We start from the raw sequence: 24,275 nt of genomic DNA, 5'->3' as shown, positions 1-24,275 counted from the left end.
GGGCCGCCGGGCGCCACCGGCGGGTCAGGCCGGCACGGTTTCCAGCACGGAGTCGAAGCCCTCGAACACCGGATGGCCGGTTGTCAGCCGGGTGCCGGAGCCCGCGTCGCGGTGGGCCGCCCTGAACGCCTCGGACTTCGTCCACGCCTCGAAATCGGCCCTGGTCCGCCACAGGGTGTGGGACACGTAGAGGACGCCGCCCTCCTTCTCCGGCCCGCGCAGCAAGTTAAAGACAACGAAACCCGGGAGCGTGCTGATATGGACCTCGCGCTCGCGCCAACGCGCCTCAAAGGCGGCGGCCTGCTCCGACAGGACGATGAACCGGTTCATGGCGTAAAACATGAATGTCTCCTTCAGGGTGAGTGGGGGCAGGATGAGTGGGGATGAGGGTCGATGCGCCGGGCCACCTGGGGCAGCACGAAGGGCAAAGGCGGTTCCGGCGCCGTGCAAGGCGTCAGGTCCACGTCGAAGACGCCGGCGAGCATCGCCTTGGTCACCACGCTGGTAGGCGAACCGTCGGCGGCGACATGCCCCTGGCGCAGCACAACCAGCCGGTCGGCCGCGCGCACCGCGGCATTGATGTCGTGCAGGATGATCATCACGGTCCCGCCCTGGCCGGCGTGTTCCCGTGCCAGGTCCAGGATGTCGATCTGATGCAGCGGGTCCTGGGCCGATAGCGGCTCATCCAGCAGCAGCATGCCGCCGCCATTCGCCACGCCGCGTCCGGTCCAAAGCTGCACGAGCGCGCGGGCCAGGTGCGCGCGCTGGCGCTCGCCGCCGGACAGCCGGTCCGTGGCCTGGTGTTCCGCCGCACCCAGCCCTACGCGGTCAATGGCGCGGGTCACCAGCGCCTGGGTCTCGGCCGCGGCACGCGGAATGCCGCGCTGGGCACCCAGGCTGACCAATTCCCGCACCGTGAACGCAAAGCCCGCCGGCCGCTCCTGCGACAGTACCGCTCGGCGCAACGCCAGCTCCGCCGGACGCAGCCGGCGCAGCGGCGTGCCGGCGATGAATACCTCGCCCGCGTCCGGCGCCGTCACACCGGACAGGATGCGCAGCAAGGTCGACTTGCCGGAGCCGTTGGGGCCGATCACGCCGGTGACCTCGCCCGCCCGCAGCACCACGGACACATCGTCCAGAATGGTGCGGCCGCCGCGGCGGAGGGTGACGGAGCGCGCTTCCAACATCACGCGGCCTCCCTCACACCGCCTCGGGCCGCGCGCGCAGCAGCAGCCACAGAAAGAAGGGCGCGCCGAGCAAGGCAGTAACGATGCCGATCGGCAACTCGGCGGGTGCGACGACGATCCGGGCCAGCACATCCGCACCGACCAGCAGCGCCGCCCCCAGCAGCGCGCTGGCCGGCAGCAGCAGCCGATGGTCCGGGCCGGCGGCCAGCCGGATCAGGTGCGGCACCACCACGCCGATGAAGCCGATGACACCGGTCAGCGACACCGAGGTGGCGACGGCGCAGGCGACGGCCAGCATGGCCAGGCGCTTCACCCGCTCGACGGCGACACCCAGATGCCAGGCCTCGGCCTCGCCCAGCAGCAAGGCGTTCAGCGGCCGGGCGAGGAAGGGCAGCAGGGCGAAGGGCACGGCGAAGAACGGCAGCGCGGCGGCGATGCCCGGCCAGGTGGCGCCCGACAGGCTGCCCAGGGACCAGAAGGTGAGGTCGCGCAGCTGCCGGTCATTGGCGGCATAGATCAGCAGGCCGGTGCCGGCGCCGGCAAAGGCGGCCAGCGCGATGCCCGCCAGCAGCAGGGTGGCGATCGAGGTCATACCCTCCCGCGTTGCCACCGTGTAGAGAAGGAGGGTGGCGCTCAGCCCGCCGGCCAGGGCCGCCGCCGGCAGCGCCCATTGACCCAGCAGGTGGATCACCGGCGCCAGCGGGCCATCGCCCAGCGCGATCAGCGCCACCACCGCCAGGGCCGCACCGGGTGAGACGCCGATCAAGGCAGGATCCGCCAGCGGGTTGCGGAACAGCCCCTGCATGATGGCGCCCGCCGAGGCCAGGCTGGCCCCGGCCAGTACGCCAAGGACGGTACGCGGCAGGCGGATTTCCAGCAGCACGAGGCGGGTCTGCTCGCTGACCGCCCCGCCGCCGGCAAGCAGCAGCCAGGATCCCAAGCCGGCCCCGGTGGCACCGATGCTGAGCGAGGCGACCACCGCCGCGCAAGCCAATGCCAGCACGCCGGCGACGAGCCAGAGACGCGGCGGCATGGTCACGCGAGGCACGGGTGGCACGCCGGCCGCGCGCCGGAGACGCGAAACCGCGGTCCCGCCATCCGCCCCGGGCGTCGTCATCGGACCAGCGCGGCGAAGCGCTGCGCCAGCGACAGCGCGGTTTCCGGCGTACGCGGACCGAAGCCCAGCAGCGTCTCGCCGTCCAGCGACACCACGGCCTTGGCGCGTCCGGCCGGCGTCGCCTGGAAGGCCGGCATGGCCAGCACCGAGTCCCGCGTGGCGGTACCCTCGCCACCGTCCATCATCAGCACGATCTCGGGGGCGGCCTGGATGACCGCCTCATCGGTCAGCGCCTTGTAGCCCTTGAAGTCCGCCAGCACGTTGTCACCGCCGGCCAGGGCGATCATCGCATCCGCCGCCGTGTCACGGCCCGCCGCCAAGGGTCGGCCGCCGCGCAGCGACAGCACGAACATCACGCGGGGGCGGCGCTTTTCCTTGGCCCGAGCGGTGGCGAGCGTGGCGAATCCCGCCTCGATGCGCAGAGCCAGCGCCTCGCCCCGCGGCGCGACGTTCAGCGCTCGGCCCAGGAAACGGGCGCGTTCGCTGACGGCCTCGGGCGTGGGAGTCCCATCAACCGGCACCACCGGCACGGCGGACCGCCTCAGCTGCTCCACCACCGCCGGCGGACCGGCGCCATCGATCAGCAGGATCGCCGTCGGATCGACCGACAGCACGCCTTCGGCCGACAGCGCGCGCATATAGCCGACGCTCTTTTTCTCCCGCAGCGCCTCGGGCGGGTACAGGCTGGTGGTGTCGACGGCGACGATCCGGTGACCCTGGCCGAGGGCGTAGACCGTTTCGGTCACCGCACCGCCGATCGTCACCAGACGCGTGGTCTGAGCCTCCGATAGCGGCAGGGCGACCGGCGCCGCCGCCAGCACGCCGGGAGACACCAGCGCCGGCAGCAACAGGGTGGGCAGCGCCAGGGTGGGCAGCGCCAGGGTGGGCAACGCCAGGGTGGGCAACGCCAGAAGGCCGCGGCGAGGCAGCCGGCCAGGGCTGGGATGGAAATCCGTCATGCCGTGCATCATGACGATAATGAGAATCGTTCGCAATATCTTGACGACCCGATGCGATTGAGAATAATTCGCAATTACCAGGTTGTAACTCGCCTACCCGGGAGACCCATCGTGAGCCGTCTGCTTTCCCTTCGTGCCCTGCTGGGTGCGAGCGTCGCCAGCTTCGTGCCGGCCCTGCCGGTATTCGCCGATGACGTGACGCAGGTACCGTCCGTCGACGTGGCAGCGCCGCCGCCGCAGGCGCCCGGCTCCCAGAGCACCGTCACCCGCGGCGAGATCAATCAGAACCCGCCGCTGGCCCCGTCCGACATCCTGCGTGACGTGCCCGGCGTGTGGACCCAGGACCCGAACTCACCCGGCCTGTCGATCAGCATCCGCGGCCTGTCGGATTTCGGCCGGGTGAACGTGATGATCGACGGTGCCAGGCAGAATTTCCAAAGCAGCGGCCATAACGCCAACGGCACGGTGTTCATCGACCCGGCTCTGCTGGCCGGCGTGGACGTCAGCCGCGGTACCGTCACCGGCACCAACGGCGCGGGGGCGATCGCGGGCGTCGTGAACCTGCGCACCATCGGCGTCGACGATATCGTGCCGCTGGACAAGAAGTACGGGGTCCAGGCCACCCTCACCGGCGGTACCAACCATTATGACTTCGCCAACATGGTGGCGCTGGGCGTGCGGGCGAATCCGCAGGTGGGCGTGGTCGGCGCGTTCAGCATGCGCAACAGCGGCAACTACAACAGCGGCGACGGCACGCAGCAGCCCGGCACGGCACAGAAACTGTATTCCGGCCTGATCAAGTTCGAGACCAGGCCCGGCGTCGACCAGACGCTGAACGTCGGCGGCATCTTCTACAGCAACAATTTCGGCGGCTCATCCGAGGGCGTGAATTCCTACACCGCGATCGAATCCAACACCGTCACGGTGAAATACAGCTACCAGCCCACCGGCAACCCGTGGGTGAACCTGAACGCCGGCGCCTATTACACCGACACCAATGAGAATACGAACACCGACGCCTTCTACGGCACCAGCTACGCACCGGCCGAGGCGTCACGGGTGAAGGTGGCGACGTTCGGTGGCACGCTGGACAACACGTCGCACGGCGATCTCGGCCCGGTGAATGTCGCGGTTACCTACGGCGGCGAGTATTTCCATGACTCGGTGACCAGCAGCAGCGATGTCAGCACGACCAACGGCCAGACGCCGCAGGGTGACCGCGGCGTGGGCGGCGGCTTTGTCCAGGCCACTGCGACCTGGGGCATCGTGTCGCTGATCCCCGGCGTGCGGGTGGACACCTACCACCTGACGGGATCCGGCACGAACACCTATCCGTATTCCACCACCCTGCCCTATGGCCCGTTCAACGTCGACAAGAGCGCGACCGGCGCCAGCCCCAAGGTCACGCTGGCGGTGCGCCCGATCACCGGCCTGGAGCTATACGGCTCCTACGGCAATGGCTGGCGGCCGCCGGCGCTGACAGAGACGCTGTGGTCCGGCGCGCACCCCGGCCTGTCCTTCATCCGCTTCATCCCCAACCCGACATTGGATCCCGAAACGACCAACGGATACGAGTTCGGCGTCAAGCTGGCCTATGCCGACGTGCTGCTGGCGAACGACAAGGTCAACGTGAAGGCGGACTACTTCCACACCAACATCGACGACTACATCGCCCAGACCCTGGTAGTGGGCCGGCCGGCCAGCGGGCGCGTTCCCGCCTATCTGTATACGTATGAAAACATCCCCGGTACCACCACGACGGAAGGGTTCGAGCTGGAGATCAGCTACGATTCCGGCCCGGTCTTCGGCCGGCTGGCCTATACCAACGTGCTGACCAGCCTGCCCGGTTCGGCGCCGGTGTCCAGCAATGGCGGTCAGGTGCCGACCACGCCGCCGCGCAATGTGTTCTCCACGACGCTGGGCGTGCGGCTGTTCGACCAGAAGCTGACCCTGGGAACGCGGGTGACGGCGGTCTCGGAGAGCAAGGTGAACGCCTCCACCTACTCGGGCGCGTCCAGCGTGCCGGGCTATGCGGTGGTCGATCTGTTCGGCCAGTACAAGCTGACAGAGCAGGTGCAACTGTTCGCCAATATCCAGAACATCGGCAACAACACCTACCGCACGGATGTGCTGTCCCCGACCTATGCGCCCGGCCTGACGGCGCTGATGGGGGTGAAGATCGCGCTCGGATACAACTGAGCATCGCGGAACGCGGATGGCCCGCCGCCCGCCGTTCCAATCCCGATCCGGCCTGGACGAGTCCCGGGAGGGGCCGATCAGCGCGCGGTAACGGCAGCCTCCGAGGCTCCATCTTGGGAGCCTGCGCCGTGGCACGCCCGCCTTTCCCCGGGAAGGCGGGCGTTGCTGTGCCTGGCCCCTTTTGGCGCATCGGCACATCCGCCATGCTGTCGCGACAGCATATGGGATGCGGATACATGAGTGGTCTGGTGATCAAGGGCGGCCGGGTGGTGGATCCGGCCAGCGGGATGGACGCGGTGAGCGACGTGGCCCTGCTGGACGGCAAGGTCGCCGCCGTCGGCACCGGCCTGGGCGGGGCGGAGCAGGTGATCGACGCCACCGGGTTGGTGGTCGCCCCCGGCTTCATCGACCTGCACGCGCATGGCCAGTCGATCCCGGCCGACCGGATGCAGGCCTTCGACGGCGTCACCACCACGCTGGACCTGGAAGCCGGCGTGCTGCCGGTCGCATCCTGGTACCAGCGCCAGGCGGTGCAGGGCCGCGTGCTGAACTACGGCGCCTCGGTCAACTGGGCCTTCGCCCGCATCGGCGCCATGATCGGCTTCAACGGCGAGTCCTCGCTGGAGGCGTTCGGCAACGCCATGCGCGACCGCCGCTGGGTGGAGAACGTCGCCAGCGAGGCGGAAGTCACCGGCATCCTGGACCGGCTGGAAAAGGGCCTGAAGGAAGGCGGCATCGGGGTCGGCATCCTGAATGCCTATGCCCCCGGCGCCGGCGTGCAGGAACTGACCGCCGTGTGCCAGCTGGCCGCCAGCCACGACGTGCCGACCTTCACCCATGTCGCCTACATGTCCGCGATCGATCCGGAAAGCGCCGCCGAGGCCTATATCCGGCTGATCGGCTATGCCGGCGCCACCGGCTGCCACATGCACATCTGCCACTTCAACAGCTCCAGCAAGACCGACGTGGAACGCTGCGCCGCGCTGGTGGTGAAGGCGCAGGCACAAGGCCTGCCGATCACGCTGGAGGCGTATCCGTACGGCACCGGTTCCACCGTGCTGGCGGCAGCCTTCTTCAGCGATCCCGAGTTCGAGGCGCGCAATGGTACCGGCTATGACAGCGTGCAGCGGGTGACCGACGGACGCCGCTTCCGCGACCGGGCGGAATTGCTGGCGGCGCAGAAGGAAGAGCCGTCGACGCTGGTGCTGTGGCACGTGCTGGACACCGAGAACAACGCGCGTCACCGCGATCTGCTGGACATGTCGGTGCTGTATCCGGGCGGGGCGATCGCCTCCGACGCGATGCCGTGGACCTTGTCCGACGGCAGTGCCTACACCGGCGATGCCTGGCCGCTACCGGACGACGCCACGTCCCACCCCCGCTCCGCCGGCTGCTTCACCCACTTCATCCGGCATTGGGTGCGGGAGCGGCAGGCGGTGTCGCTGCTGGAGGGAGTCCGCAAATGTGCGCTGATCCCGGCGGAGATCCTGGCGCGCAGCACCCCGGCGATGGCGGCGAAGGGGCGGCTGACGGTCGGCGCTGATGCCGATGTGGTGGTGTTCGACTTCGATACGCTGACCGATCGGGCGACGTTTTCCGCAATGAACCGGCCATCGGAGGGGGTGCGGCACCTGATCGTCTCCGGCGTGCCGGTGATCGCCGATGGCACGCTGGACCTGGCCGCCCGGCCCGGCCGGCCAGTGCGCCGTCCGGTGGCATGAGCCGTTTGGCATGAGCGAGGTGGGCGCGCCGGTTCCCGTCCTGTTGGTGGCGGGGTTTCTGGGCGCGGGCAAGACCACGGTGGTGAACCATCTGCTGGCGCATGCGGATGGGAAGCGGATTGCCGCCGTCGTGAACGATTTCGGTGCCATCAACATCGACGCCGCCCTGATCGCCGGGGCGGCCGATGGGGTGGTGAGCCTGAGCAACGGCTGCATCTGCTGCTCGCTGGAGGGTGATCTGCTGCGCACGCTGTCCGGGCTGCTGCGGCGCGACCCCAGGCCCGAGGCGATCGTGATCGAGACCAGCGGCGTGGCCGACCCGCGCGAGGTGGCGCGCACCCTGATGGACCCGGTGATCTGGCGGGAGGCACCGCTGGAGATGGTGCTGTGCGTGGTCGACGCCATGGCCTCGGAGGAGGCGCTGGCGGACCCGCTGCTGCAGGCGCAGCTGCGCGCGGCGGATGTGGTGGCGCTGAGCCGCACCGACCTGGCGGACGCGGCCGCCGTGGCCCGCGTGCGGGCGGCGGTGGCGGCCATGGTGCCTCGGGCGGTTGTGGTGGAAGCGCCGCTCGGCGCGGTGCCGCCGGCGCTGGTGTTCTCCCCCGACATGGCGGCGGTCGCTATGGCGGCGGTCCGGGATGCGGGGCCGCGGGACGTGGGGCCGCGGGACGTGGGTCGCTTGAAGCGGCCGGTGGCGGAACGGTTCGAGACGTTCGGATGGACGAGCGAGCGGCCGGTGTCGCTGCCCGCGTTCCAGGCGGCGATCGGCCGGCTGGCGCCGAAACTGGCGCGGGCAAAGGGGATTTTGGAGGTGGCGGAGCAGCCGGGGCGGAGGCTGGTGTTTCACCTGGCGGGCGGGCGGGCGACGCTGGCACCGTATGCCGGCACGGTCGAGGCGGGGGTGCCGGCGGTTCGGGTGGTGTTTGTGGCCGAGCTGGGGCGTGTATCGGCAGAGGAGGTCGCCGGGGTAATGGGAGACTTCAAATAGGAGACTTCAAATAGAGGAATAATGGTCAACGTCGGTTCGGTCCTTGCCTCCTGCCCGGCCCCATTCCCAGCCATGCTCCCACCCCTACGGCCAGCGCGCCGTCCGATCCGCCTCCTGCGCCGGGGACAGGGTCGTCGGACCGTCCGCCACCTGGGTCGGACGGTCCGCCAGGGTGGCCGGATCCGACCAGCAGTCCACCACACCCAGCGTGCGCGTACAGAATTCCGGCTGCCGCGGTGGCGGCTCCACCGGCTTGCAGTAGCTCTTGCCCTCATCCAGACGCACGATGGAGCAGTCCTTGCCGCTGACCAGCGACACCACGAGGTCCGCCGGGCTGCGGCCGAACACCGCGACGGTGCCCACCACGCCGGCGATCGCGCCGGCCGACATCAGCTCCGCCGGCATGCCGCACCCGCCCAGCGGGCCGGCCAGAACAAGCAGCAGCAACCAGAGGCGAAACCCGCGCATGGCGGCCAGCATGCCGGGAAATGGTAAACGAACCCTTTCCAGCCCCGGCCCGCCGCATTCGCCTGTGGTGTGTCCTGCCGCAACCGGTTTGGCATGATGGTTTGCGGCCACGCATCGTGCCCGCTATGGTCCGCCGCCGCGCCGCGCTCCGTCGCGGCCGACGCAACGAGAGACATGCCGCGTGGTTGATATCTTCGACGAGATCAATGAGGATCTCCGGGCCGAACGCACGGCTCGGCTGCTGAAAAAATACGGATGGGTGCTGGTCCTCGCCGCGGTCGGAATCGTCGGGGGCACCGTGGGCTGGCAGGTCTGGGACCGCTGGCAAGCCAACCGCGACATGGCCGCCGCCGAACAGTACATGGCCGCCCAGGCCGCCGCCGTGACCGCCAACGTGCCCGGCGCACCCGGCCAATCCGACGCCATCGCGACGCTGGAACGCAACGCCGCCACCGCCCCGGAAGGCTACAAAACACTCAGCCTGCTGCGCGCCGCCGGGCTGAAAGCCAATGCTGGCGACATACCGGGTGCCGTCCAGCTATGGGACGAGGTCGCCCGCGACGGCACCGCCGATCCGCTGCTGCGGGACCTCGCCTCGCTGCTCGCCGTGCAGCATCAGATCGACAAGGGGGATCCGGCCATGCTGGAAGCGCGGCTGAAGCCGCTGACCGACCCCACCAATGCCTGGGCCTCGCTGGCCAAGGAACAACTGGCGTTGCTGGACCTGCGCCAGGGCAAGGTGGACGACGCCAGGACAGCACTGCAATCACTAGCCGAGTCGGCCACCGCGCCGGATGGCGTGCGGCAGCGTGCGGCCGCCCTGCTGGCCGGGATGGGCGACGCATGAGCCGCTTTGCCTTGCCGCGCCGCGCCGCGCTGCTGGCCCCGCTCGCCCTGTCCGGCTGCGGCTTGTGGGACAACTGGTTCGGCGAAAAGAAGACGCCGCTGCCGGGTGAGCGCGAGTCGATCTTCTCTTTCGGCTCCCATGGGCTGGTGCGCGATGAAAACCCGCCGAAGGTCGTGCTGCCGCCGCCGGTGCGCAATGCCGCATGGCCGCAGGCGGGCGGCAATCCGGTGCACTACATGGGCCATCTGGCGGCGCGCGAGCAGCTGGCCGAGGCCTGGACCGCCGATATCGGCTCCGGCGGCGGCTATCGCCGGATCATCATGGCGCAGCCGGTGGTCATGAACGGCACCATCTTCACCATGGATTCCAGTGCCAGGGTCAGCGCCTTCACCCTGGACGCCGGCAAGCGCCTGTGGCGGGTCGACACGGTGCCCGACGATGTGGACAGCACCAATGTCGGCGGCGGCCTGGGTGCCGACGGCAACACGGTGTACGCGGTCAACGGCGTCTCCCAGCTCGTGGCCCTGGACACGGAGACAGGGAAGGAGAAGTGGCGCCGCGATATCGGGCTGCCGGGCCGGTCCGCGCCCACCATCGCCGACGGGCGGGTGTTCGTGACCAATATCGAGGACCGGCTGCTGGCCTTCGCCAGCGAGGACGGCCGCCCGCTATGGGATCACCAGGCGGCCGAACCGGTCACCGCCCTGCTCGGCCGCCCCGCCCCCGCCTATTATCGCGGTCTCGTCGTCGCCGGGTTCGGATCAGGCGAGCTGGCGGCGTTGCGCGCCGACAGCGGCACGGTGGCCTGGACGGATGGCCTGTCCGCCGGCCGTGGCCGCACCAGCAATGCCGACTTCATCTCTGTCCGTGGCGCCCCGGTGATCCATGGCGGCCAGGTCTTCGCCATCAGCATGGGCGGCCTGTTCGTGTCCACCGACGTGCCTTCGGGCCGCCGCATCTGGGAGCGCGAGGTGGCGGGAGAGAATACCCCCTACGCGGCCGGCGACTGGCTGTTCGTGCTGTCGGCGAACCAGGAGGTCGCGGCAGTCCAGGCCTCCACCGGCCGGGTGGCCTGGGTCACCCCGCTGCCCCGCTTCGAGGATCCGGACAAGAAGAAACATACGCTGACCTGGTACGGACCGCTGCTGGTGCAGGACCGGCTGATTGTCACCGGCACCAGTGAGGATGCGCTGTCGATCAGCCCGTACACGGGCGAGATCCTCGGCCATATCGAATTGTCGTCCGCCGCCGCCCCGCTGATCCCGGTGGTCGCCGACGGCACGCTGCTGATCATCACCAACGATGGCCGGCTGCTGGCGATGCGTTGAGGCAGGACCAGCCCGCGGCGGCTCCGCCAAGCGGGGTTCCACCGGACGGAGCTTCCGTTGGACGGAGCTTTCAGTGGGCGGAGCTTCCATAGACGGAGCTTCCACCGGGCGGCCCGTCGCGGGGGATGAATCCCGGAGCCAGCAAAGCGCTGGGCCGGTTTCGCCCTGCACAGCCAGTGAGAATCCGGTCTAGCATCCGGCCACCGTCACCACCGTGGGAGGGACCAGCATGCCGCCCGTCGTCGCCATCGCCGGCCGTCCCAATGTGGGCAAGTCGACCCTGTTCAACCGTCTGGCCGGGCGGCGGATCGCCATCGTGGCCGACACGCCGGGCGTCACCCGCGACCGCAAGCAGGCGCAGGCCATGCTGCGCGGGCGAGAGGTCACGCTGATCGACACGGCGGGGCTGGAGGAAGCCGCGCCCGACACCGTCGCTGGCCGCATGCGCGCCGGATCGGCCACCGCTGTCGAACAGGCCGACCTCGTGCTGTTCGTGATCGATGCACGGGAAGGCGTGACGCCGGCCGACGCGCATTTCGCCCGCTGGCTGCGCCGTCAGGGCAAGCCGGTGCTGCTGGTCGCCAACAAGGCCGAGGGGCGAACGGCGACATCCTCCATCCTGGACGCCTACGCGCTGGGCCTGGGCGACCCGGTGGGGGTATCCGCCGAGCACGGCGAAGGCATCGCCGACCTGATGGCAGAAATCGCCGACCGCCTGCCCGCCGAGGCAGTGCCGGAGGCGGAGGAGGTCGCCGAGCCGGACCGGCCGCTGAAGCTGGCCATCGTCGGCCGTCCGAACGCCGGCAAGTCCACCCTGCTGAACCGGCTGCTGGGCGAGGAGCGCATGATCACCGGCCCCGAACCCGGTCTGACCCGCGATGCCGTTGCCGTCATCCTGCACGACGACCAGGGCCGCCCGGTCGAGCTGGTCGACACCGCCGGGCTGCGCCGCCGGGCACGGATCGAGGCGCCGCTGGAAAAGATGTCGGTCAGCTCCGCGATCGAGGCGCTGAAGATGGCCGAGGTCGTCGTCCTGACCATCGACGCCGTCGAAGGCATCCACGACCAGGACCTGCAGATCGCGCGGCTGATCGAACGCGAGGGCCGCGCCTGCGTCGTGGCGCTGAACAAGTGGGACGCGGTCACCGACCGCAACGCCACGCGCAAGGCGATTCAGGAGCGGCTGGAGGACAGCCTGGCACAGATGAAGGGCCTGCCGGTGGTGACGTTGTCGGCGATGACCGGTGCGGGCATCGACCGCCTGCTGCCGGCGGTGCGCAAGGTCTACGATGTGTGGAACAAGCGCGTGCCGACCGGCGAACTGAACCGATGGTTCGAGGCCGCGCTGGAACGCCACCAGCCGCCGCTGGTGCAGGGCCGGCGGTTGAAACTGCGCTACGTCACCCAGGCCAAGGCTCGTCCCCCGACCTTCGTCTGCTTCGGTACCCGGTCGGAGCAGACACCCGAGGACTATGCTCGTTACCTGGTCAATGGCCTGCGTGAGACCTTCGACATGCCCGGCACGCCGATCCGACTGCAGTTCCGAGGGACGAAGAACCCTTACGCGGACGGTTAGAGCGCGATCGGCTGGAGCCGGCGGTCAGAAGGCGTGGATCGCGGTTTCGCCGATCCTGGCGAGACTTGCGTCCCGCGGCCGCTATGCCGATCCGCCGGCGGTCGCAGCGGCACTTCTCGCGGGCGGCGGGGCGAGCGGGGCCTGGCCGGGGGCAACCCCGTTGAGCCCGGCCAGGGTCGTAAACTTGCCTTTCAGGGCAAAGTTGATCATGTCGGCCTCGGATTGCGAACCCGCGATCAACGCGTTGCTCACCGCATCGTAGTTGGCCTGATATTTCTTCGCCGCGGACCGCTGCTGCGCCACGAAAGGGCTGATATTGCGCGTCAGGTACTCGGTCACCCCCTCCAGGATGAACGGGTTGTCCCCGCCCATGGCATAGAATTCCGGATAGAAATTGGGATGCGAGATATAATGGCACAACTCATGACAGAGCGTCGCGAAGGTATTTGGCTCGTCATTGTTGACGTAAACCTTGCGTCCGGAAATCGACATCGCCGGCGAACAGAAGGCCGGACAGTTGAAGCTGCCGCACACTTCCGCGTCGGCATTGGCGATGCCAATGACGCGCTGGGTGCCGAAGGCCTTGGCGTTGATGGCGGCGAAGAAGTTGCGGAAGTAGATATCGAATTGCGGCCGGTATTGCGCCGCCGGAAGGATCTGGATGATGGACGTCGCCGCGACGCCGTTCATTGCGTTGACGACTTCGGACGGCAGATAGGGTCCGTATTTGCCCAGAACGGCTTTGACCGCATTGGCCGCATCGGTTTCGGTGACCATGGCCGCTGTGCTCCCCGTTTCGACGGCTCTCCGGCCGCTCGGTATACCGATACCGCGCGGGATGCCGAAGCCGGCAGCCAACCCTAGCAGCCAGCCTGCCACGGCTTCAACGAAATCGACACCGCCATGAGCCGGAAATCGGCGCCGTTCGGCCCCGCGGCCGGTGTCCGGCACCCGAGCAGGGCGGCCGGAGCAACGCGGCCGGCGCCGGCGTTTCGCCGGCGCAGGATCGGGCGGACTATGCTCCGCGCGCCGGCGTGTTCAGGTTCACCGTCACGTTCTTCCGCTGGGTAAAGCTGTCCAGCATGCCTTCCAGCGAGAATTCGCGGCCGATGCCGCTTTGCTTGTAGCCGCCGTAGGAATGGCCCGGCTGCTGGCCCAGCCCCTGGTTGACCTGCACCCAGCCGGACTCGATCGCATGCGCGGTGCGCAGCGCGGTGCCGATGTCGCGCGTCCAGACATAGGCGGCGAGGCCGTAATGAGAATCGTTGGCCATGCGGATCACGTCTTCCTCGTTCCTCCACGGGATCGCCACCAGCACGGGACCGAAGATCTCCTCCCGCGCCAGCCGCCAGTCGTTGGAGGTATCGGCGAACACCGTCGGCATCGCGAAGTAGCCCTGCGCCAGAGGTCCTTCCCGCGGCGGCAGCCCGCCGAACACAAGACGGGCGTTCTTGCGCTTCAGCCCCTCATCGACATAGCCGCACACTTTGCGAAATTGCTTTTCATTGATGATGGCGCCGATGTCGCTGCTTTCGTCCAGCGGATCGCCCAGCTTCAGCGCCTGCGTCTTCTTCGTCAGCGTGTCGAGGAAGCTGTCGAAAATGTCCTGATGCAGGAACAAGCGGGACCCCGCCGTGCAGGACTGGCTCTGCCGGGTGAACCGCATGCCGGAGATCACGCCGTCCACCACCCAGTCCTCATTCGCGTCCGGGTAGACGATGGACGGGCTCTTGCCGCCCAGTTCCAGCGAGACCGGAACGATCCGCTCCGCCGCCGCGTGCATGATGATCTTGCCGACCTCGGTCGAGCCGGTGAAGGACAGTTTCCGGATCGCCGGATGTTTCGCCAATGGCCCGCCGCATTCCTCGCCGGTGCCGGTCAGCACGTTCAGTACGCCCGGCGGCAGGAATTCCTGGCAGACCCGCGCCATGAACAATACGCCCAGTGGCGCGTCCTCGGCCGCCTTCAGCACCAGCGTGTTGCCGGCGACCAGCGCCGGGGCGATCTTCAGCGCGCCCAGCAGCACCGGCGCGTTCCAGGGGATGATGGCGCCGACGACGCCCAGCGGCTCGCGTCGCGTGTAACTCAGCACGTGCTCGCCCAGCGGGATGGTCTCGCCCTTCAGCTCGCCGCCCAGCCCGGCGAAGTAGCGAAAGATATCGGCGGTCAGCGTGGCTTCCGGCCGAGCCTGGGTGCGGATGGCATTGCCGGTTTCCTCGGCAATGATGTGGGCGAGTTCCTCGATCCGCGCCTCCATCGCCTCGGCCACACGCAGCAGCATACGACCCCGCTGGCGGGGCGGCACCTTGCTCCAGGCCGGCAGCGCCGCCTGGGCGGTATCCACCGCCAGGGCGACATCCGCGGCATTGCCCTGCGGGATCGTGGCGATCACCGTGCGACGGCCGGGATTCTCCACTGTCAGCGTCCTGCCGGACAGCGCATCGACCCAGTTGCCGCCGATCAGCATCTGCGCGTGGCGCGGCGTCGCGGCGGTCGGGCGGGTCAATCCCGTGGCGGACATAGCGGGGGCGGACATAGCGGGGCGCTCCTTTGAACGGCCGGTCGAGTTATGCGCTCGCGGATATAGCGGCGGAGACGGTGCCGGTCCAGCGCGGGTCAGGATTCCAGGACCGCCCGCCGCGCATCCGTCTCCGGATCCGATTGGATATCCAGAGCGATTTGGGAAAGCCGTGCGCGGTCCTGCTCATCACGCACGGCGCTGGCCGTCTCGATCGGCTCGAACCCGGTCACGGGACTATTGCCCGCCAGTGACGTCGATCGTCAGGCCGGTGACGAAATCCGCGTCCGAGGACGCCAGGAAGCAGATGACGTTCGCCTGGTCCGATGCCTGCGCCACGCGCCGCAACGGCGTCGATTCGATCTGCGCCGCCTGGGATTCCGGCGACCGCTGGTTCCAATGCGGCGTGATCCGCTCCGTCAATGTCAGGCTCGGCGCGATGGCGTTGATGGTGATGCCGAACGGACCCAGCTCATAGGAGAGCTTCTTGGTGAACGCGATGATGCCGCCCTTGGCCGCTGCATAGGCGCTGCCGCTGGCGACGCTGCGGCCTCGCCCGGCGATCGAGGCCAGGTTGACGATCTTGCCCGATCTTTGTCGTTTCATGACCGGCACGACCGCATGCGTGAACAGGAACGTGCCGTTCAGGTTGAAGTTGATGATACGCTGCCAGTCGTCCAGCGAATGCTCCTCCACATTCGCGGACGGCCTGGCGATGATCGTGCTGCCGCCGACGGCATTCACCAGGATATCGATACGCCCTAACTGCTTCATGGCGGAGCCGACCACGGCGTCGACCTGCGCCTGGTCCAGCGCGTCGCAGAGCTGGCCATGCGCGTTGGGACCGAGGGCCTTCAGCGCCGTGTCGAGACGTTCTGGATGATTATCGACACAGATCAGCGTCGCACCTTCCCGCGCCATGATCTCAGCGGTGGCGCGACCGATCCCGTTGGCCGCGGCGGTGATCAACGCGATTTTCCCGGTAAAGCGCATGCCTTCCTCCCTGATTTTGCCCACCCTGATTTTTCGGGTCCGGTGCGGGCGCGTCTCGTTCGGGGCCTGTCAGTTCAATCTGGCGGCCTGCGCCATCACCTCGATCGCCTCGGGCTGGCGGGATCGGACGGTCAGGCTGGTGGCACCCGAATCTTCCCACGCCTTGAAGCGTTCCTTGATCCGGGCGGGAGGGCCAACGAGCGATTTCATGTCGACCCATTCGTCGGGCACGGCGGCGATGGCTTCTTCCTTGCGGTGCGCCAGATACAGCTCCTGGATGCGGTCCGCCGCCTCCGCGAAGCCACGGCGGATCATCTGGTCCTTGTGGAAATTCCTGTCGCGGTGGCCCATGCCGCCGACATACAGCGCCACCTCCGGCTTCAGCTTCGCCAGCGCCGCCTTGACGTCGCTGCCGACCTCGACATGGATCGATGCCTGGATCTCGAAATCCTTCATGCTCTTGCCGTTGCCAGCGCGGCGGAACCCTTCTTCCAGCCACGGACCGTATTCCTTCATGCAGCCGGGCACGAACCCCATCGGCAGCCAGCCATCGGCGACCTCGGCGGTCAGTTTCACTGTCGATTCGTTCCCGGTGGCCAGATAGATCGGGATGGCGGGGTTCATGTGCAGGATCGATTTCAGCGGCTTGCCGACACCGGCCGCGCCCGGACCGGTATAGGGCAGGCTGATCTCCTTCCCGTCATGCGTCACCGGCTCCTCGCGCGCGAAGATCTTGCGCATGATGGCCACATAGTCCTTCAGGCGGTAATAGGGCCGACCCCAGGGCTGGCCATACCAGCCTTCGACGATCTGCGGGCCGGAGACGCCCAGGCCGGCGATGAAGCGGCCGCCGCCGGCCAGCGCATCCACGGTGCCGGCGCACATCGCGGCATTGGCCGGCATACGCGCGGCCAGCTGCATGATGCCGGTGCCCAGGCGGATGCGCTTCGTCACAGCGGCCAGGAACGCCAGCGGCGTGACAGCGTCGGAGCCATATGCCTCGGCGGACCAGACGGAATCGTAACCAAGTTCCTCGGCGCGCTGCACCAGCGCGACCGGCAGGTCCATATGGGCCTTGGAATAGCCGATGGAAAGGCCGAGCTTCATCACCACACCGCCTTCGGGATGGGCAGGCCGAGGTTTTCGCGCAGGGTCTCGCCCTCATAGTCCTTGTGGTACAGTCCACGCCGCTGCAGTTCCGGAATGACGTGCTGCACGACATCCATATAGGCACCCGGCACATGCGTGGCGGCGATCACGAAGCCGTCGCAGATGCCGGTGGTGAACCACTCCTCCAGCCCGTCGGCGATTTCCTTCGGTCCGCCGACGAACGGCTTGTTCGGCCGGGCACGGTGGCTGAACTTGACGAAGTCGCGCGGCGTGGGATTCCGCAGCCCGCTGGCGCGCAGCACGCGGTCCCGCATCGACTGCGTGCCGGAGATGCTGTCGAGCTCCTCGTCCGTGAAGGGTTCGTCGATGCCTTTGCTGCCGAAATCGAAATTCATCGCCTCCGACAGCAGCGACAACGCGTCCTCATCGGTCGCCAGCGTGTCCACCAGCGCCATCTTGTCCTCGGCCTCCATCTTGGTGGCGGCGGTGATGATATAGGCGGACGGCGCGACCTTGATGTGATCCGGATCGCGGCCGAAGCTCGCCGCGCCGTCCTTCAGTTCGCGGTAGATCTCCCGGCCGTGTTCCAGCGACGCCGGGGACCCGGAAAACACCAGCTCCCCCCAGCGGGAGCAGAATGCCTTGCCACGGCCGCTCTGCCCGGCCTGGATCAGCACCGGATGGCCTTGTTTCGACCGCGGCACGGTGAACGGACCGCGGGACTTGAAGTATTTGCCGTTGTGATCCAGCCGCCGCACCATCTCGGGGTGCGCGAACAGGCCGGTCTCGCGATCCTGGACGACGGCGTCGTCCTTCCACGAATTCCAATGGCCCATCACCACTTCCACGAACTCGTCCGCCCGGTCGTAGCGGGAATCGTGTTCCATGTGGTCGTCGCGGCCCATGTTCTGGGCTTCGCGATCGTTCATGGAGGTGACGACGTTCCAGGCCGCGCGCCCGTCGGTCATCAGGTCAAGCGTGGCGAAGGTACGCGCCACGTCGAAGGGTTCGTAATAGGTGGTGGAGCGGGTGGCGCCCAGGCCCAGCCGGCTGGTGGCCATGCCCATCACCGTCAGCACGGTGATCGGGTCCATCTTTACGCAGCGTATGCCATGCTGGACGGTGTGGGCGTGGTCGTTGTTGAACAGATCCGGCATCGCCAGCCGGTCATCGAAGAAGGCGACCTGGAATTTCCCTTCCTCCAGCACGCGGCCGATGGTCCGGTAATAATCCGCGCTCGTTGAATCCTTCCGGGACTCCGGATGGCGCCAGGAGCTGACCAGGTTCGTACAATTCTGGGCTTGCAGGAAGCCCACCATGACCATCTGGCGCACGTTTGTTCTCCGTCAATAAGGCTCGTCGCCGCAGACCGTCACGCGGTGCATGATGCGCGTCCCGGCAGGGTAGTCGTTGATCGCGAAATGCTGTGTGCAGCGATTATCCCAGAAGGCCAGCGATCCTTGCCCCCAGCGGAACCGGCAGGTGAACTCGGGCCGGACGGAATGCGCATGCAGATAATCGATCAGCGGCGCGCTTTCTTCCGGCGTCATGTTCTCCAGGTAATGGACATGGCCGCCGATGTACAGCGACTTGCGCCCCGTCTCGGGATGCGTGCGCACCAGCGGATGCGGCGAGACACGCGGCATGTCCGGCGGGGGCTCCAGCGTCGTCATGGAGATGGTGGCCGCGTTCACCGCCGCGCGCGTGGCGCCGCTTCTCTTCTTGTCGCCGACGCACATGCCGCGGATATCGGCGATCAACGCCTTCATGCCGGGGGACAGCGTTTCGTAGGCGAGATACATGTTGGCGAACAGCGTATCCCCGCCGGCCGATGGCACCTGTTTCGCCCACAGCATGGTGCCCATGGCCGGCCGGGGCGCGAACATCTGGTCGGTGTGCCAGTCGCCGCCGAAATTGCGCTTGTCACCGGCCTTCTTGTTCAACTCCAGCACATCCGGATAGTCCGGCATGCCGGCGATATAGGGGTGGCGGTGGATCTCCCCCCAGTTGCGGGCGAAGCGCAGCAGCCGGTCGGGCGTCATGTCCTGGTCGCGAAAGAAGATCACCAGATGGTCCAGCAGCGCCTTGCGGATCTCCGCCAGCACCTCTGGCGGCAGGTCCTCGGCCAGGTTCACGCCGCTGATCTCGGCGCCCAGGGAACCGGCGATCCGCTGGGCCTCGATATACCGGTACGGGCTGTTCGATATCCCATCCATGCTGCGTCTCCTCCTGTCAGGATGCGGCGGCCGCTTTCTCCTTCTCCGCCATGCGTTGCTTCAGTTGCTCCGGCGTCAGACGGACGATGTCCTCGTTCTGATGGGCGTACAGGTCGTACGGATCGGTATCCAGTTCCTCCAGCACCGTCAGCCCGTTCAGCACGTCGCGCTTCCACATCTGGTGTTCGGCCTCGCGCGCGTGGAACTCCGGCATCACCTCTTTCGCGAACAGTTCCAGGCTGTCGCAGATATCCTGGTGCGTCGTCTTGCCGGCCTGGTTCAGCAGGATCACCTGGTCGACATGCGCATCGGCGAATTGCCGCAGCCGCCGGCGGATGGTTTCAGGCGATCCGATCAGGCCGTTGCGCAGCGCCGCCTGCGCCTTTTCGGTCCTCCGCCAATCCTGATACTCGTCCCACAGATTGCCCTGGCCGGGCGCGTCGACGCCCTTCCGGCCGTAATAGGACAGCGCGAAGATGAAAAAGGTCCAGCCGGAGGCCTTCTCCAGCGCTTCCTCATCGGTGCGGGCGCACATGAAGCCGTTGACGATGGCGATGTTCGGGTTTGTCGCATAATCCGCCAGCCGGCGCGGCCGGTGCAGGAAGGTGTTGTAGTAGCGATGCACCCAGGCCTTGGCGGCGTCGGGGGAGACGAAGCTGAAGCCCAGCGCACCCATGCCCCATTGCCCCGCCTCGGCGATGGTGCGGATGTTGGAGCAGGCGACCCAGAGCGGCGGATGCGGCTTCTGATACGGCTTCGGCACGACGTTGCGGGCCGGGAAGTCGTGGTACTTGCCGTGGAATTCCCAGCTGTCCCGGGTGAACATCGGGATGATGGCCTGCACCGCCTCTTCCCACCGGTCCCGCTTGTCGCGCACGCGGACATTGAACGGGTGCAGTTCCGCCGGCCCGGCGCCTTCCCCCATGCCCAGCTCGACGCGCCCGCCGGAGACCAGGTCCAGTGTCGCCACCCGCTCCGCCACGCGGTGCGGCTGGTTGGTCGTCAATTGGATGATGCCATGGCCCAGCCGGATATTCGTGGTCCGCTGGCTGGCCGCGGCCAGGAACACCTCCGGCGAGGCGCTGTGGGAATATTCCTCGAGAAAATGGTGCTCGACTTCCCAGATGTAATCATAGCCAAGCCGGTCGGCGAGTTCGACTTGCGCGAGGGAATTCTGGAACAGCTCGTATTCGCTGTTCGGCGTCCAGGGACGCGGCAGTTGATGCTCATAGAACACGCCGAATTTCATCGGTTCCTCCGTTTTCCGGACGGTCGCACCCGAACCCCGCACCGTCAAGGTTGCGCCGCGGGTGCCCCTTGGCCTAGCGTGAGCGCAACGATAATGCAGGGAGGATACAGTGATGCTGATTCGCGCGGCACTGGCCATGGCCGGTGCGATGGTCATCGTGCCGGCGATGGCCGGCACCAGCGACGTGCTGGTCGGGCTCGACCAGAAGGTCACCTATGATGCCAATGGCGCGGTGAATGGACCATCCGGCCATGACGCGGTGCTGGTGATGGATATCTCCGACCCCGCGCATCCGCGGATCAGGGGGTCGCTGCCGCTGATGAACTCGCTGCTGGGGCCGCCGACGAACCTGCAGATCACGCGCGACGGCAAGCTGGGCCTGGTGGCGAATTCGGTGGTCGCCACCCAGGATGGGTCGGCCTGGAAGATGACACCGGATAACAAGGTCTATGTGATCGATCTCACGGCCAACCCGCCGAAGCTGGTCGATACCGTGGCCGTCGGCCAGCAGCCGTCCGGCCTGGCGATCGCGCATAAGGGCGATCTCGCGCTGGTGGCAAACCGAGCGGGCAAGAGCGTCTCGGTCCTGTCGATCGCCAACGGGAAGGTCACCGCCCTGGGCGATGTGCCGCTGGAGCAGGAAGCCTCGGCAGTGGTGATCACGCCGGACGGCAAGCGCGCCTTCGTGGCGCTGAACCTGGCGAACAAGGTCGGCGTGCTGAACATCGACGGCCAGAAAGTCACCTATGACAAGACGCTGGACATTCCGGCGGCGTTCAATCCCTACAACCTGGACATCACCCCGGACGGGCGCCACGTGATCGCCTCGGGAACCGGCGCGGGGAAGAACAATGCCGATGCACTCACGGTGATCGAGGCGACCGGCCCGCATCCGCACGTCACCGGCATCACCGCGCCCGGCGCCGGGCCTGAGGGTTTCACCATCGCACCGAATGGCAAGCTGCTGGCGGCAGCGCTGATCCTGGGCTCCGGCGCCAAGGATAGCGACTGGTTCAAGACCAAGGGCGGCGAGCTGGTGATCATGACCATCGGCCCGAACGGCGTTCCCAGCGTCACCGGTCACGCGCCGCTGGGCCGCCTGCCCGAGGGTATCGTGTTCAGCCCGGACAGTGAGCATGTCTATGTCGGCAATTATATCGACAAGACGCTGCAGGTGTTCCGGATCAGCAACGGCAAGCCGACCCAGGTCGGCCCGGCCATGACGCTGCCCGGCCAGCCCGCCTCGATGCGGACGCTCACGCGTTAGGCTGCCGGCGTTCCGGGACCGCCCCGCCGTCATCTCGGACGAAGGCCCAACACCCGTGCTCGGTTTGGGAAAATTACAGTTTAGGACCACGCTTTTTCAGCCGACTGCGGCCGGGTCCTGGTGTCCGTGATGACGATTGAAACATGTTCGCCCATGGACGCGCGGGATCACAGGCCGGTTACCCGGCCAGCTCGTGCCGGACGATCGCCGCCCCTTCGGCCAGCGCGCGCAGCTTGTCGAAGGCCAGATCGCGCGGCAGGTATTTCATGCCGCAATCCGGCGCCGGCACCAGCCGCTCCGCCGGCACGAACCGCAGCGCCGTCCGAATCCGGTCGGCAACGACCGCCGGCGTTTCCGCCACCGGATCGCCCAGGTCCAGCACGCCCAGCATCACCGTCTTGCCGGACAGGTCCCGCAATACGCCCAGATCCAGGCGCGGCTGCGCCGCCTCGATGGAAATCTGCGCCGCGGTCGTATCCGCCAGCTCCGCCAGGAAACTGTAGCCGCTGGGCTTCTCGGAAACGACAGCGGCATAGCCGAAGCACAGATGCACGACGGTCGGCCCCTCGATCCCGTCCAGCGCCCGGTTGATCGCCGGAACGGCATAGCGCATCGCCGCGTCGGGATCCTGCCGCACCCAGGGTTCGTCCAGTTGCACGACATCGACGCCGGTCGCCTTCAGCGCCCGCAGCTCCTCGTTCACCGCGACCGCGTAGGCCATCACCAGTTCTTCCTCGTCGCGGTAGAACTCGTTGCGCGCCTGGCGTGACAGGGTGAACGGACCGGGCAGCGTGATCTTCGTCGCGCGCTCCGTGTTCGCACACAGGAACCGGGCATCCCGGGTCTCCACGTCGCGGCTGCGGCGGATGGAACCGACGACGCGCGGCACGCGGGTCACCCGCCCGGCGCGCGAGGTCACCTCGCCCGGCCGCTCCGCGTCGATGCCGTCCAGCGCCAGGGCGAACCGGCTGGAATAGCTTTCCCGCCGGATTTCCCCGTCGGTGATGATGTCGATACCAGCCCGCTCCATTGCGCGGATGGCCAGGATGGTGGCGTCGTCCTGCGCCTGCTCCAGCAGATCGTCGGGCACCCGCCACATATCGTGGGCGTGCACGCGCGGGACACCGTGCTGATGCAGCGTAGCGCGATCCACCAGCCAACTGGGCTGCGGCGTGCTGCCAACCACCGTGGTCGGCAGCAGATGCGTCGGATAGGTCATGCCGCCAGCTCCCGCATGACCCGGATCAGGTCCGATTTGCCCTCGAAGCCGATGCCCGGCAGCTCCGGCATGGTGATGTGGCCGCCCTCGACCCGCACACCGTCCGGAAAGCCGCCATAGGGTTGGAACAGGTCCGGATAGCTTTCGTTGCCGCCCAACCCCAGGCCGGCGGCGATGTTCAGCGACATCTGGTGCCCGCCATGCGGGATGCAGCGCGACGGCGACCAGCCGGCGGCCTTCAGCACCGCGAGGGTCCGTTGATATTCGCACAAACCATAGGACAGCGCGCAGTCGAACTGCAGCCAGTCGCGATCCGGCCGCATGCCGCCATAGCGCAGCAGGTTGCGCGCGTCCTGGTGGCTGAACAGGTTTTCGCCGGTCGCCATCGGACCGGGATAGAAATCCGCCAGCGCCGCCTGCAGCGCATAGTCCAGCGGATCACCGGCCTCTTCGTACCAGAACAATGGATAGTCCCGCAGCATCCGGGCATAGGCGATCGCGGTTTCCAGGTCGAAGCGGCCATTGGCATCCACCGCCAGCCGCGCCTGGCCGCCGATTTCGGTCAGCACCGCCTCGATCCGCCGCCGGTCTTCCTCGATCGGGGCGCCGCCGATCTTCATCTTCACGACGGTGTAGCCGCGATCCAGATAGCTGCGCATCTCGGCGCGCAGCCCCTCGATCTGCTTGCCGGGATAGTAATACCCGCCCGCCGCGTAAACGAAGACGCGCGGATCGGCGGTGACGCCGTGCCGCTCCGCCAGCAGACGGAACAACGGCTTGCCGGCGATCTTCGCCACCGCGTCCCATACCGCCATGTCGATGGTTCCCACCGCGACGGACCGTTCGCCGTGGCCGCCCGGCTTCTCATTGACCATCATCGCCGCCCAGACCCGATCCGGATCCAGGTTGGTCCCGCTGGCGTCCAGCAGCGAGTCCGCGGCCGCCTCCAGGATGCGCGGCGCGAAACGGTCCCGGATCAGCCCGCCCTGCCCGTAGCGGCCGTTGGAGTTGAAGCCGTAGCCGACGACACGCCGTCCGTCGCGCACCGCATCGGTAACGACGGCGACCAGGCTGGTGGTCATCTTCGAAAAATCGATATAGGCGTTGCGGATGGCGGAGGCGATCGGCTGCGTCACCTCCCGGACATCGACGATGCGGACGGACATGGACGCTCTCCCGTTCGGCGGACTGTTCGATCCGGCGGCTATGCGCCGGCCCCCGACCGATGGCAAGCGCCCCGGCTTCCGGTTCGAACCACTCCCCAAACAGGTGGACGCGGACCGGTCCAGGTCCTAGAATTTGAGCAATCCCAG

General features: G+C 67.7%; 21 protein-coding genes. 7 read left to right on the top strand and 14 right to left on the bottom strand.

Annotation, left to right across the window (positions count from 1 at the left end; all coding sequences use genetic code 11):
• Nucleotides 1-24: 24 nt before the first annotated feature.
• The 4 genes from VHC04_RS09110 to VHC04_RS09095 form a co-directional block, all read right to left on the bottom strand.
• Entirely contained in the window at nt 25-342 is a 318-nt protein-coding gene (locus VHC04_RS09110) for an antibiotic biosynthesis monooxygenase family protein (protein WP_325680266.1), read from the bottom strand.
• An 11-nt stretch (nt 343-353) separates the two neighbouring features.
• A complete protein-coding gene (locus VHC04_RS09105; RefSeq protein ID WP_325680264.1) occupies nt 354-1,187 on the bottom strand; it encodes a heme ABC transporter ATP-binding protein in 834 nt (277 codons plus the stop codon).
• A 13-nt stretch (nt 1,188-1,200) separates the two neighbouring features.
• Nucleotides 1,201-2,235, bottom strand: a complete 1,035-nt coding sequence (locus VHC04_RS09100; protein WP_325680262.1) for a FecCD family ABC transporter permease — start codon at nt 2,233-2,235, stop codon at nt 1,201-1,203.
• A gap of 65 nt (nt 2,236-2,300) precedes the next feature.
• Nucleotides 2,301-3,263: a heme/hemin ABC transporter substrate-binding protein gene (locus VHC04_RS09095; RefSeq protein ID WP_325680260.1), complete on the bottom strand. Its 963-nt coding sequence runs from the start codon at nt 3,261-3,263 to the stop codon at nt 2,301-2,303.
• 111 nt (nt 3,264-3,374) lie between these two features.
• On the opposite strand from VHC04_RS09095, the gene VHC04_RS09090 reads away from it, so the two are divergent.
• The 3 genes from VHC04_RS09090 (at nt 3,375) to VHC04_RS09080 (ending at nt 8,171) form a co-directional block, all read left to right on the top strand.
• Nucleotides 3,375-5,462, top strand: a complete 2,088-nt coding sequence (locus VHC04_RS09090; protein ID WP_325680258.1) for a TonB-dependent receptor domain-containing protein — start codon at nt 3,375-3,377, stop codon at nt 5,460-5,462.
• A 236-nt stretch (nt 5,463-5,698) separates the two neighbouring features.
• Nucleotides 5,699-7,183, top strand: a complete 1,485-nt coding sequence (locus VHC04_RS09085; protein WP_325680256.1) for an amidohydrolase family protein — start codon at nt 5,699-5,701, stop codon at nt 7,181-7,183.
• A 10-nt stretch (nt 7,184-7,193) separates the two neighbouring features.
• Complete coding sequence (locus tag VHC04_RS09080) at nt 7,194-8,171, top strand: CobW family GTP-binding protein (protein ID WP_325680254.1); 978 nt, start codon at nt 7,194-7,196, stop codon at nt 8,169-8,171.
• An 84-nt stretch (nt 8,172-8,255) separates the two neighbouring features.
• Here the strand turns inward: VHC04_RS09080 and VHC04_RS09075 are convergent, their stop codons facing one another.
• Nucleotides 8,256-8,639: a hypothetical protein gene (locus VHC04_RS09075; protein ID WP_325680252.1), complete on the bottom strand. Its 384-nt coding sequence runs from the start codon at nt 8,637-8,639 to the stop codon at nt 8,256-8,258.
• 181 nt (nt 8,640-8,820) lie between these two features.
• Between VHC04_RS09075 and VHC04_RS09070 the strand changes: the two genes are divergently transcribed.
• From VHC04_RS09070 to der, 3 genes are all read left to right on the top strand, one after another.
• The gene (locus tag VHC04_RS09070) at nt 8,821-9,486 is read left to right on the top strand and encodes a tetratricopeptide repeat protein (RefSeq protein WP_325680250.1); all 666 of its coding nucleotides are present in this window, start codon (nt 8,821-8,823) and stop codon (nt 9,484-9,486) included.
• A complete protein-coding gene (locus VHC04_RS09065) occupies nt 9,483-10,814 on the top strand; it encodes a PQQ-binding-like beta-propeller repeat protein (protein ID WP_325680248.1) in 1,332 nt (443 codons plus the stop codon). Before VHC04_RS09070 ends, VHC04_RS09065 begins: the two co-directional genes overlap by 4 nt.
• Before the next feature lie 229 nt (nt 10,815-11,043).
• Nucleotides 11,044-12,390 (top strand): ribosome biogenesis GTPase Der, encoded by a 1,347-nt coding sequence (gene der, locus VHC04_RS09060; RefSeq protein ID WP_325680246.1) that lies wholly within the window; start codon nt 11,044-11,046, stop codon nt 12,388-12,390.
• An 81-nt stretch (nt 12,391-12,471) separates the two neighbouring features.
• On the opposite strand, the gene VHC04_RS09055 is transcribed toward der, so the two are convergent.
• The 7 genes from VHC04_RS09055 to VHC04_RS09025 form a co-directional block, all read right to left on the bottom strand.
• Nucleotides 12,472-13,167: a hypothetical protein gene (locus VHC04_RS09055; RefSeq protein WP_325680244.1), complete on the bottom strand. Its 696-nt coding sequence runs from the start codon at nt 13,165-13,167 to the stop codon at nt 12,472-12,474.
• A 238-nt stretch (nt 13,168-13,405) separates the two neighbouring features.
• A complete protein-coding gene (locus VHC04_RS09050) occupies nt 13,406-14,926 on the bottom strand; it encodes an aldehyde dehydrogenase family protein (protein ID WP_325680242.1) in 1,521 nt (506 codons plus the stop codon).
• 219 nt (nt 14,927-15,145) lie between these two features.
• Nucleotides 15,146-15,901 carry an SDR family NAD(P)-dependent oxidoreductase gene (locus VHC04_RS09045; protein ID WP_325680240.1) on the bottom strand — a complete coding sequence of 252 codons (756 nt, stop codon included), beginning with the start codon at nt 15,899-15,901 and terminating at the stop codon, nt 15,146-15,148.
• A gap of 69 nt (nt 15,902-15,970) precedes the next feature.
• Nucleotides 15,971-17,008, bottom strand: coding sequence for an LLM class F420-dependent oxidoreductase (locus VHC04_RS09040; protein ID WP_325680238.1), 1,038 nt, complete (start codon nt 17,006-17,008; stop codon nt 15,971-15,973).
• Nucleotides 17,008-18,336, bottom strand: a complete 1,329-nt coding sequence (locus VHC04_RS09035) for an LLM class flavin-dependent oxidoreductase (protein ID WP_325680276.1) — start codon at nt 18,334-18,336, stop codon at nt 17,008-17,010. The genes VHC04_RS09040 and VHC04_RS09035 overlap by 1 nt, the downstream gene beginning before the upstream one ends.
• 21 nt (nt 18,337-18,357) lie before the next feature.
• Complete coding sequence (locus tag VHC04_RS09030) at nt 18,358-19,227, bottom strand: TauD/TfdA dioxygenase family protein (protein WP_325680236.1); 870 nt, start codon at nt 19,225-19,227, stop codon at nt 18,358-18,360.
• 16 nt (nt 19,228-19,243) lie between these two features.
• Nucleotides 19,244-20,476 carry an LLM class flavin-dependent oxidoreductase gene (locus tag VHC04_RS09025; protein ID WP_325680234.1) on the bottom strand — a complete coding sequence of 411 codons (1,233 nt, stop codon included), beginning with the start codon at nt 20,474-20,476 and terminating at the stop codon, nt 19,244-19,246.
• A 112-nt stretch (nt 20,477-20,588) separates the two neighbouring features.
• Between VHC04_RS09025 and VHC04_RS09020 the strand changes: the two genes are divergently transcribed.
• Nucleotides 20,589-21,743 carry a beta-propeller fold lactonase family protein gene (locus VHC04_RS09020; protein ID WP_325680232.1) on the top strand — a complete coding sequence of 385 codons (1,155 nt, stop codon included), beginning with the start codon at nt 20,589-20,591 and terminating at the stop codon, nt 21,741-21,743.
• A gap of 178 nt (nt 21,744-21,921) precedes the next feature.
• Here VHC04_RS09020 and VHC04_RS09015 read toward each other — a convergent pair whose 3' ends face one another.
• Nucleotides 21,922-22,962 (bottom strand): uroporphyrinogen decarboxylase family protein, encoded by a 1,041-nt coding sequence (locus tag VHC04_RS09015; protein WP_325680230.1) that lies wholly within the window; start codon nt 22,960-22,962, stop codon nt 21,922-21,924.
• Complete coding sequence (locus VHC04_RS09010; RefSeq protein ID WP_325680228.1) at nt 22,959-24,128, bottom strand: mandelate racemase/muconate lactonizing enzyme family protein; 1,170 nt, start codon at nt 24,126-24,128, stop codon at nt 22,959-22,961. Before VHC04_RS09010 ends, VHC04_RS09015 begins: the two co-directional genes overlap by 4 nt.
• Nucleotides 24,129-24,275 lie beyond the last annotated feature (147 nt).

Origin of the sequence: Rhodopila sp. (genome assembly GCF_035548095.1) — a bacterium.
Taxonomy (GTDB): Bacteria; Pseudomonadota; Alphaproteobacteria; order Acetobacterales; family Acetobacteraceae; genus Rhodopila.
This window is presented reverse-complemented; position numbering and strand designations above follow the sequence as displayed.

What these genes read in the sequence shown, in the direction of transcription:
- VHC04_RS09110 (WP_325680266.1), bottom strand. Translation starts at nt 342, where the DNA reads ATGTTTTACGCCATGAACCGGTTCATCGTCCTGTCGGAGCAGGCCGCC.
- VHC04_RS09105 (WP_325680264.1), bottom strand. Translation starts at nt 1,187, where the DNA reads ATGTTGGAAGCGCGCTCCGTCACCCTCCGCCGCGGCGGCCGCACCATT.
- VHC04_RS09095 (WP_325680260.1), bottom strand. Translation starts at nt 3,263, where the DNA reads ATGACGGATTTCCATCCCAGCCCTGGCCGGCTGCCTCGCCGCGGCCTT.
- VHC04_RS09085 (WP_325680256.1), top strand. Translation starts at nt 5,699, where the DNA reads ATGAGTGGTCTGGTGATCAAGGGCGGCCGGGTGGTGGATCCGGCCAGC.
- VHC04_RS09080 (WP_325680254.1), top strand. Translation starts at nt 7,194, where the DNA reads ATGAGCGAGGTGGGCGCGCCGGTTCCCGTCCTGTTGGTGGCGGGGTTT.
- VHC04_RS09075 (WP_325680252.1), bottom strand. Translation starts at nt 8,639, where the DNA reads ATGCGCGGGTTTCGCCTCTGGTTGCTGCTGCTTGTTCTGGCCGGCCCG.
- VHC04_RS09065 (WP_325680248.1), top strand. Translation starts at nt 9,483, where the DNA reads ATGAGCCGCTTTGCCTTGCCGCGCCGCGCCGCGCTGCTGGCCCCGCTC.
- der (WP_325680246.1), top strand. Translation starts at nt 11,044, where the DNA reads ATGCCGCCCGTCGTCGCCATCGCCGGCCGTCCCAATGTGGGCAAGTCG.
- VHC04_RS09055 (WP_325680244.1), bottom strand. Translation starts at nt 13,167, where the DNA reads ATGGTCACCGAAACCGATGCGGCCAATGCGGTCAAAGCCGTTCTGGGC.
- VHC04_RS09050 (WP_325680242.1), bottom strand. Translation starts at nt 14,926, where the DNA reads ATGTCCGCCCCCGCTATGTCCGCCACGGGATTGACCCGCCCGACCGCC.
- VHC04_RS09045 (WP_325680240.1), bottom strand. Translation starts at nt 15,901, where the DNA reads ATGCGCTTTACCGGGAAAATCGCGTTGATCACCGCCGCGGCCAACGGG.
- VHC04_RS09040 (WP_325680238.1), bottom strand. Translation starts at nt 17,008, where the DNA reads ATGAAGCTCGGCCTTTCCATCGGCTATTCCAAGGCCCATATGGACCTG.
- VHC04_RS09035 (WP_325680276.1), bottom strand. Translation starts at nt 18,336, where the DNA reads ATGGTCATGGTGGGCTTCCTGCAAGCCCAGAATTGTACGAACCTGGTC.
- VHC04_RS09030 (WP_325680236.1), bottom strand. Translation starts at nt 19,227, where the DNA reads ATGGATGGGATATCGAACAGCCCGTACCGGTATATCGAGGCCCAGCGG.
- VHC04_RS09025 (WP_325680234.1), bottom strand. Translation starts at nt 20,476, where the DNA reads ATGAAATTCGGCGTGTTCTATGAGCATCAACTGCCGCGTCCCTGGACG.
- VHC04_RS09020 (WP_325680232.1), top strand. Translation starts at nt 20,589, where the DNA reads ATGCTGATTCGCGCGGCACTGGCCATGGCCGGTGCGATGGTCATCGTG.
- VHC04_RS09015 (WP_325680230.1), bottom strand. Translation starts at nt 22,962, where the DNA reads ATGACCTATCCGACGCATCTGCTGCCGACCACGGTGGTTGGCAGCACG.
- VHC04_RS09010 (WP_325680228.1), bottom strand. Translation starts at nt 24,128, where the DNA reads ATGTCCGTCCGCATCGTCGATGTCCGGGAGGTGACGCAGCCGATCGCC.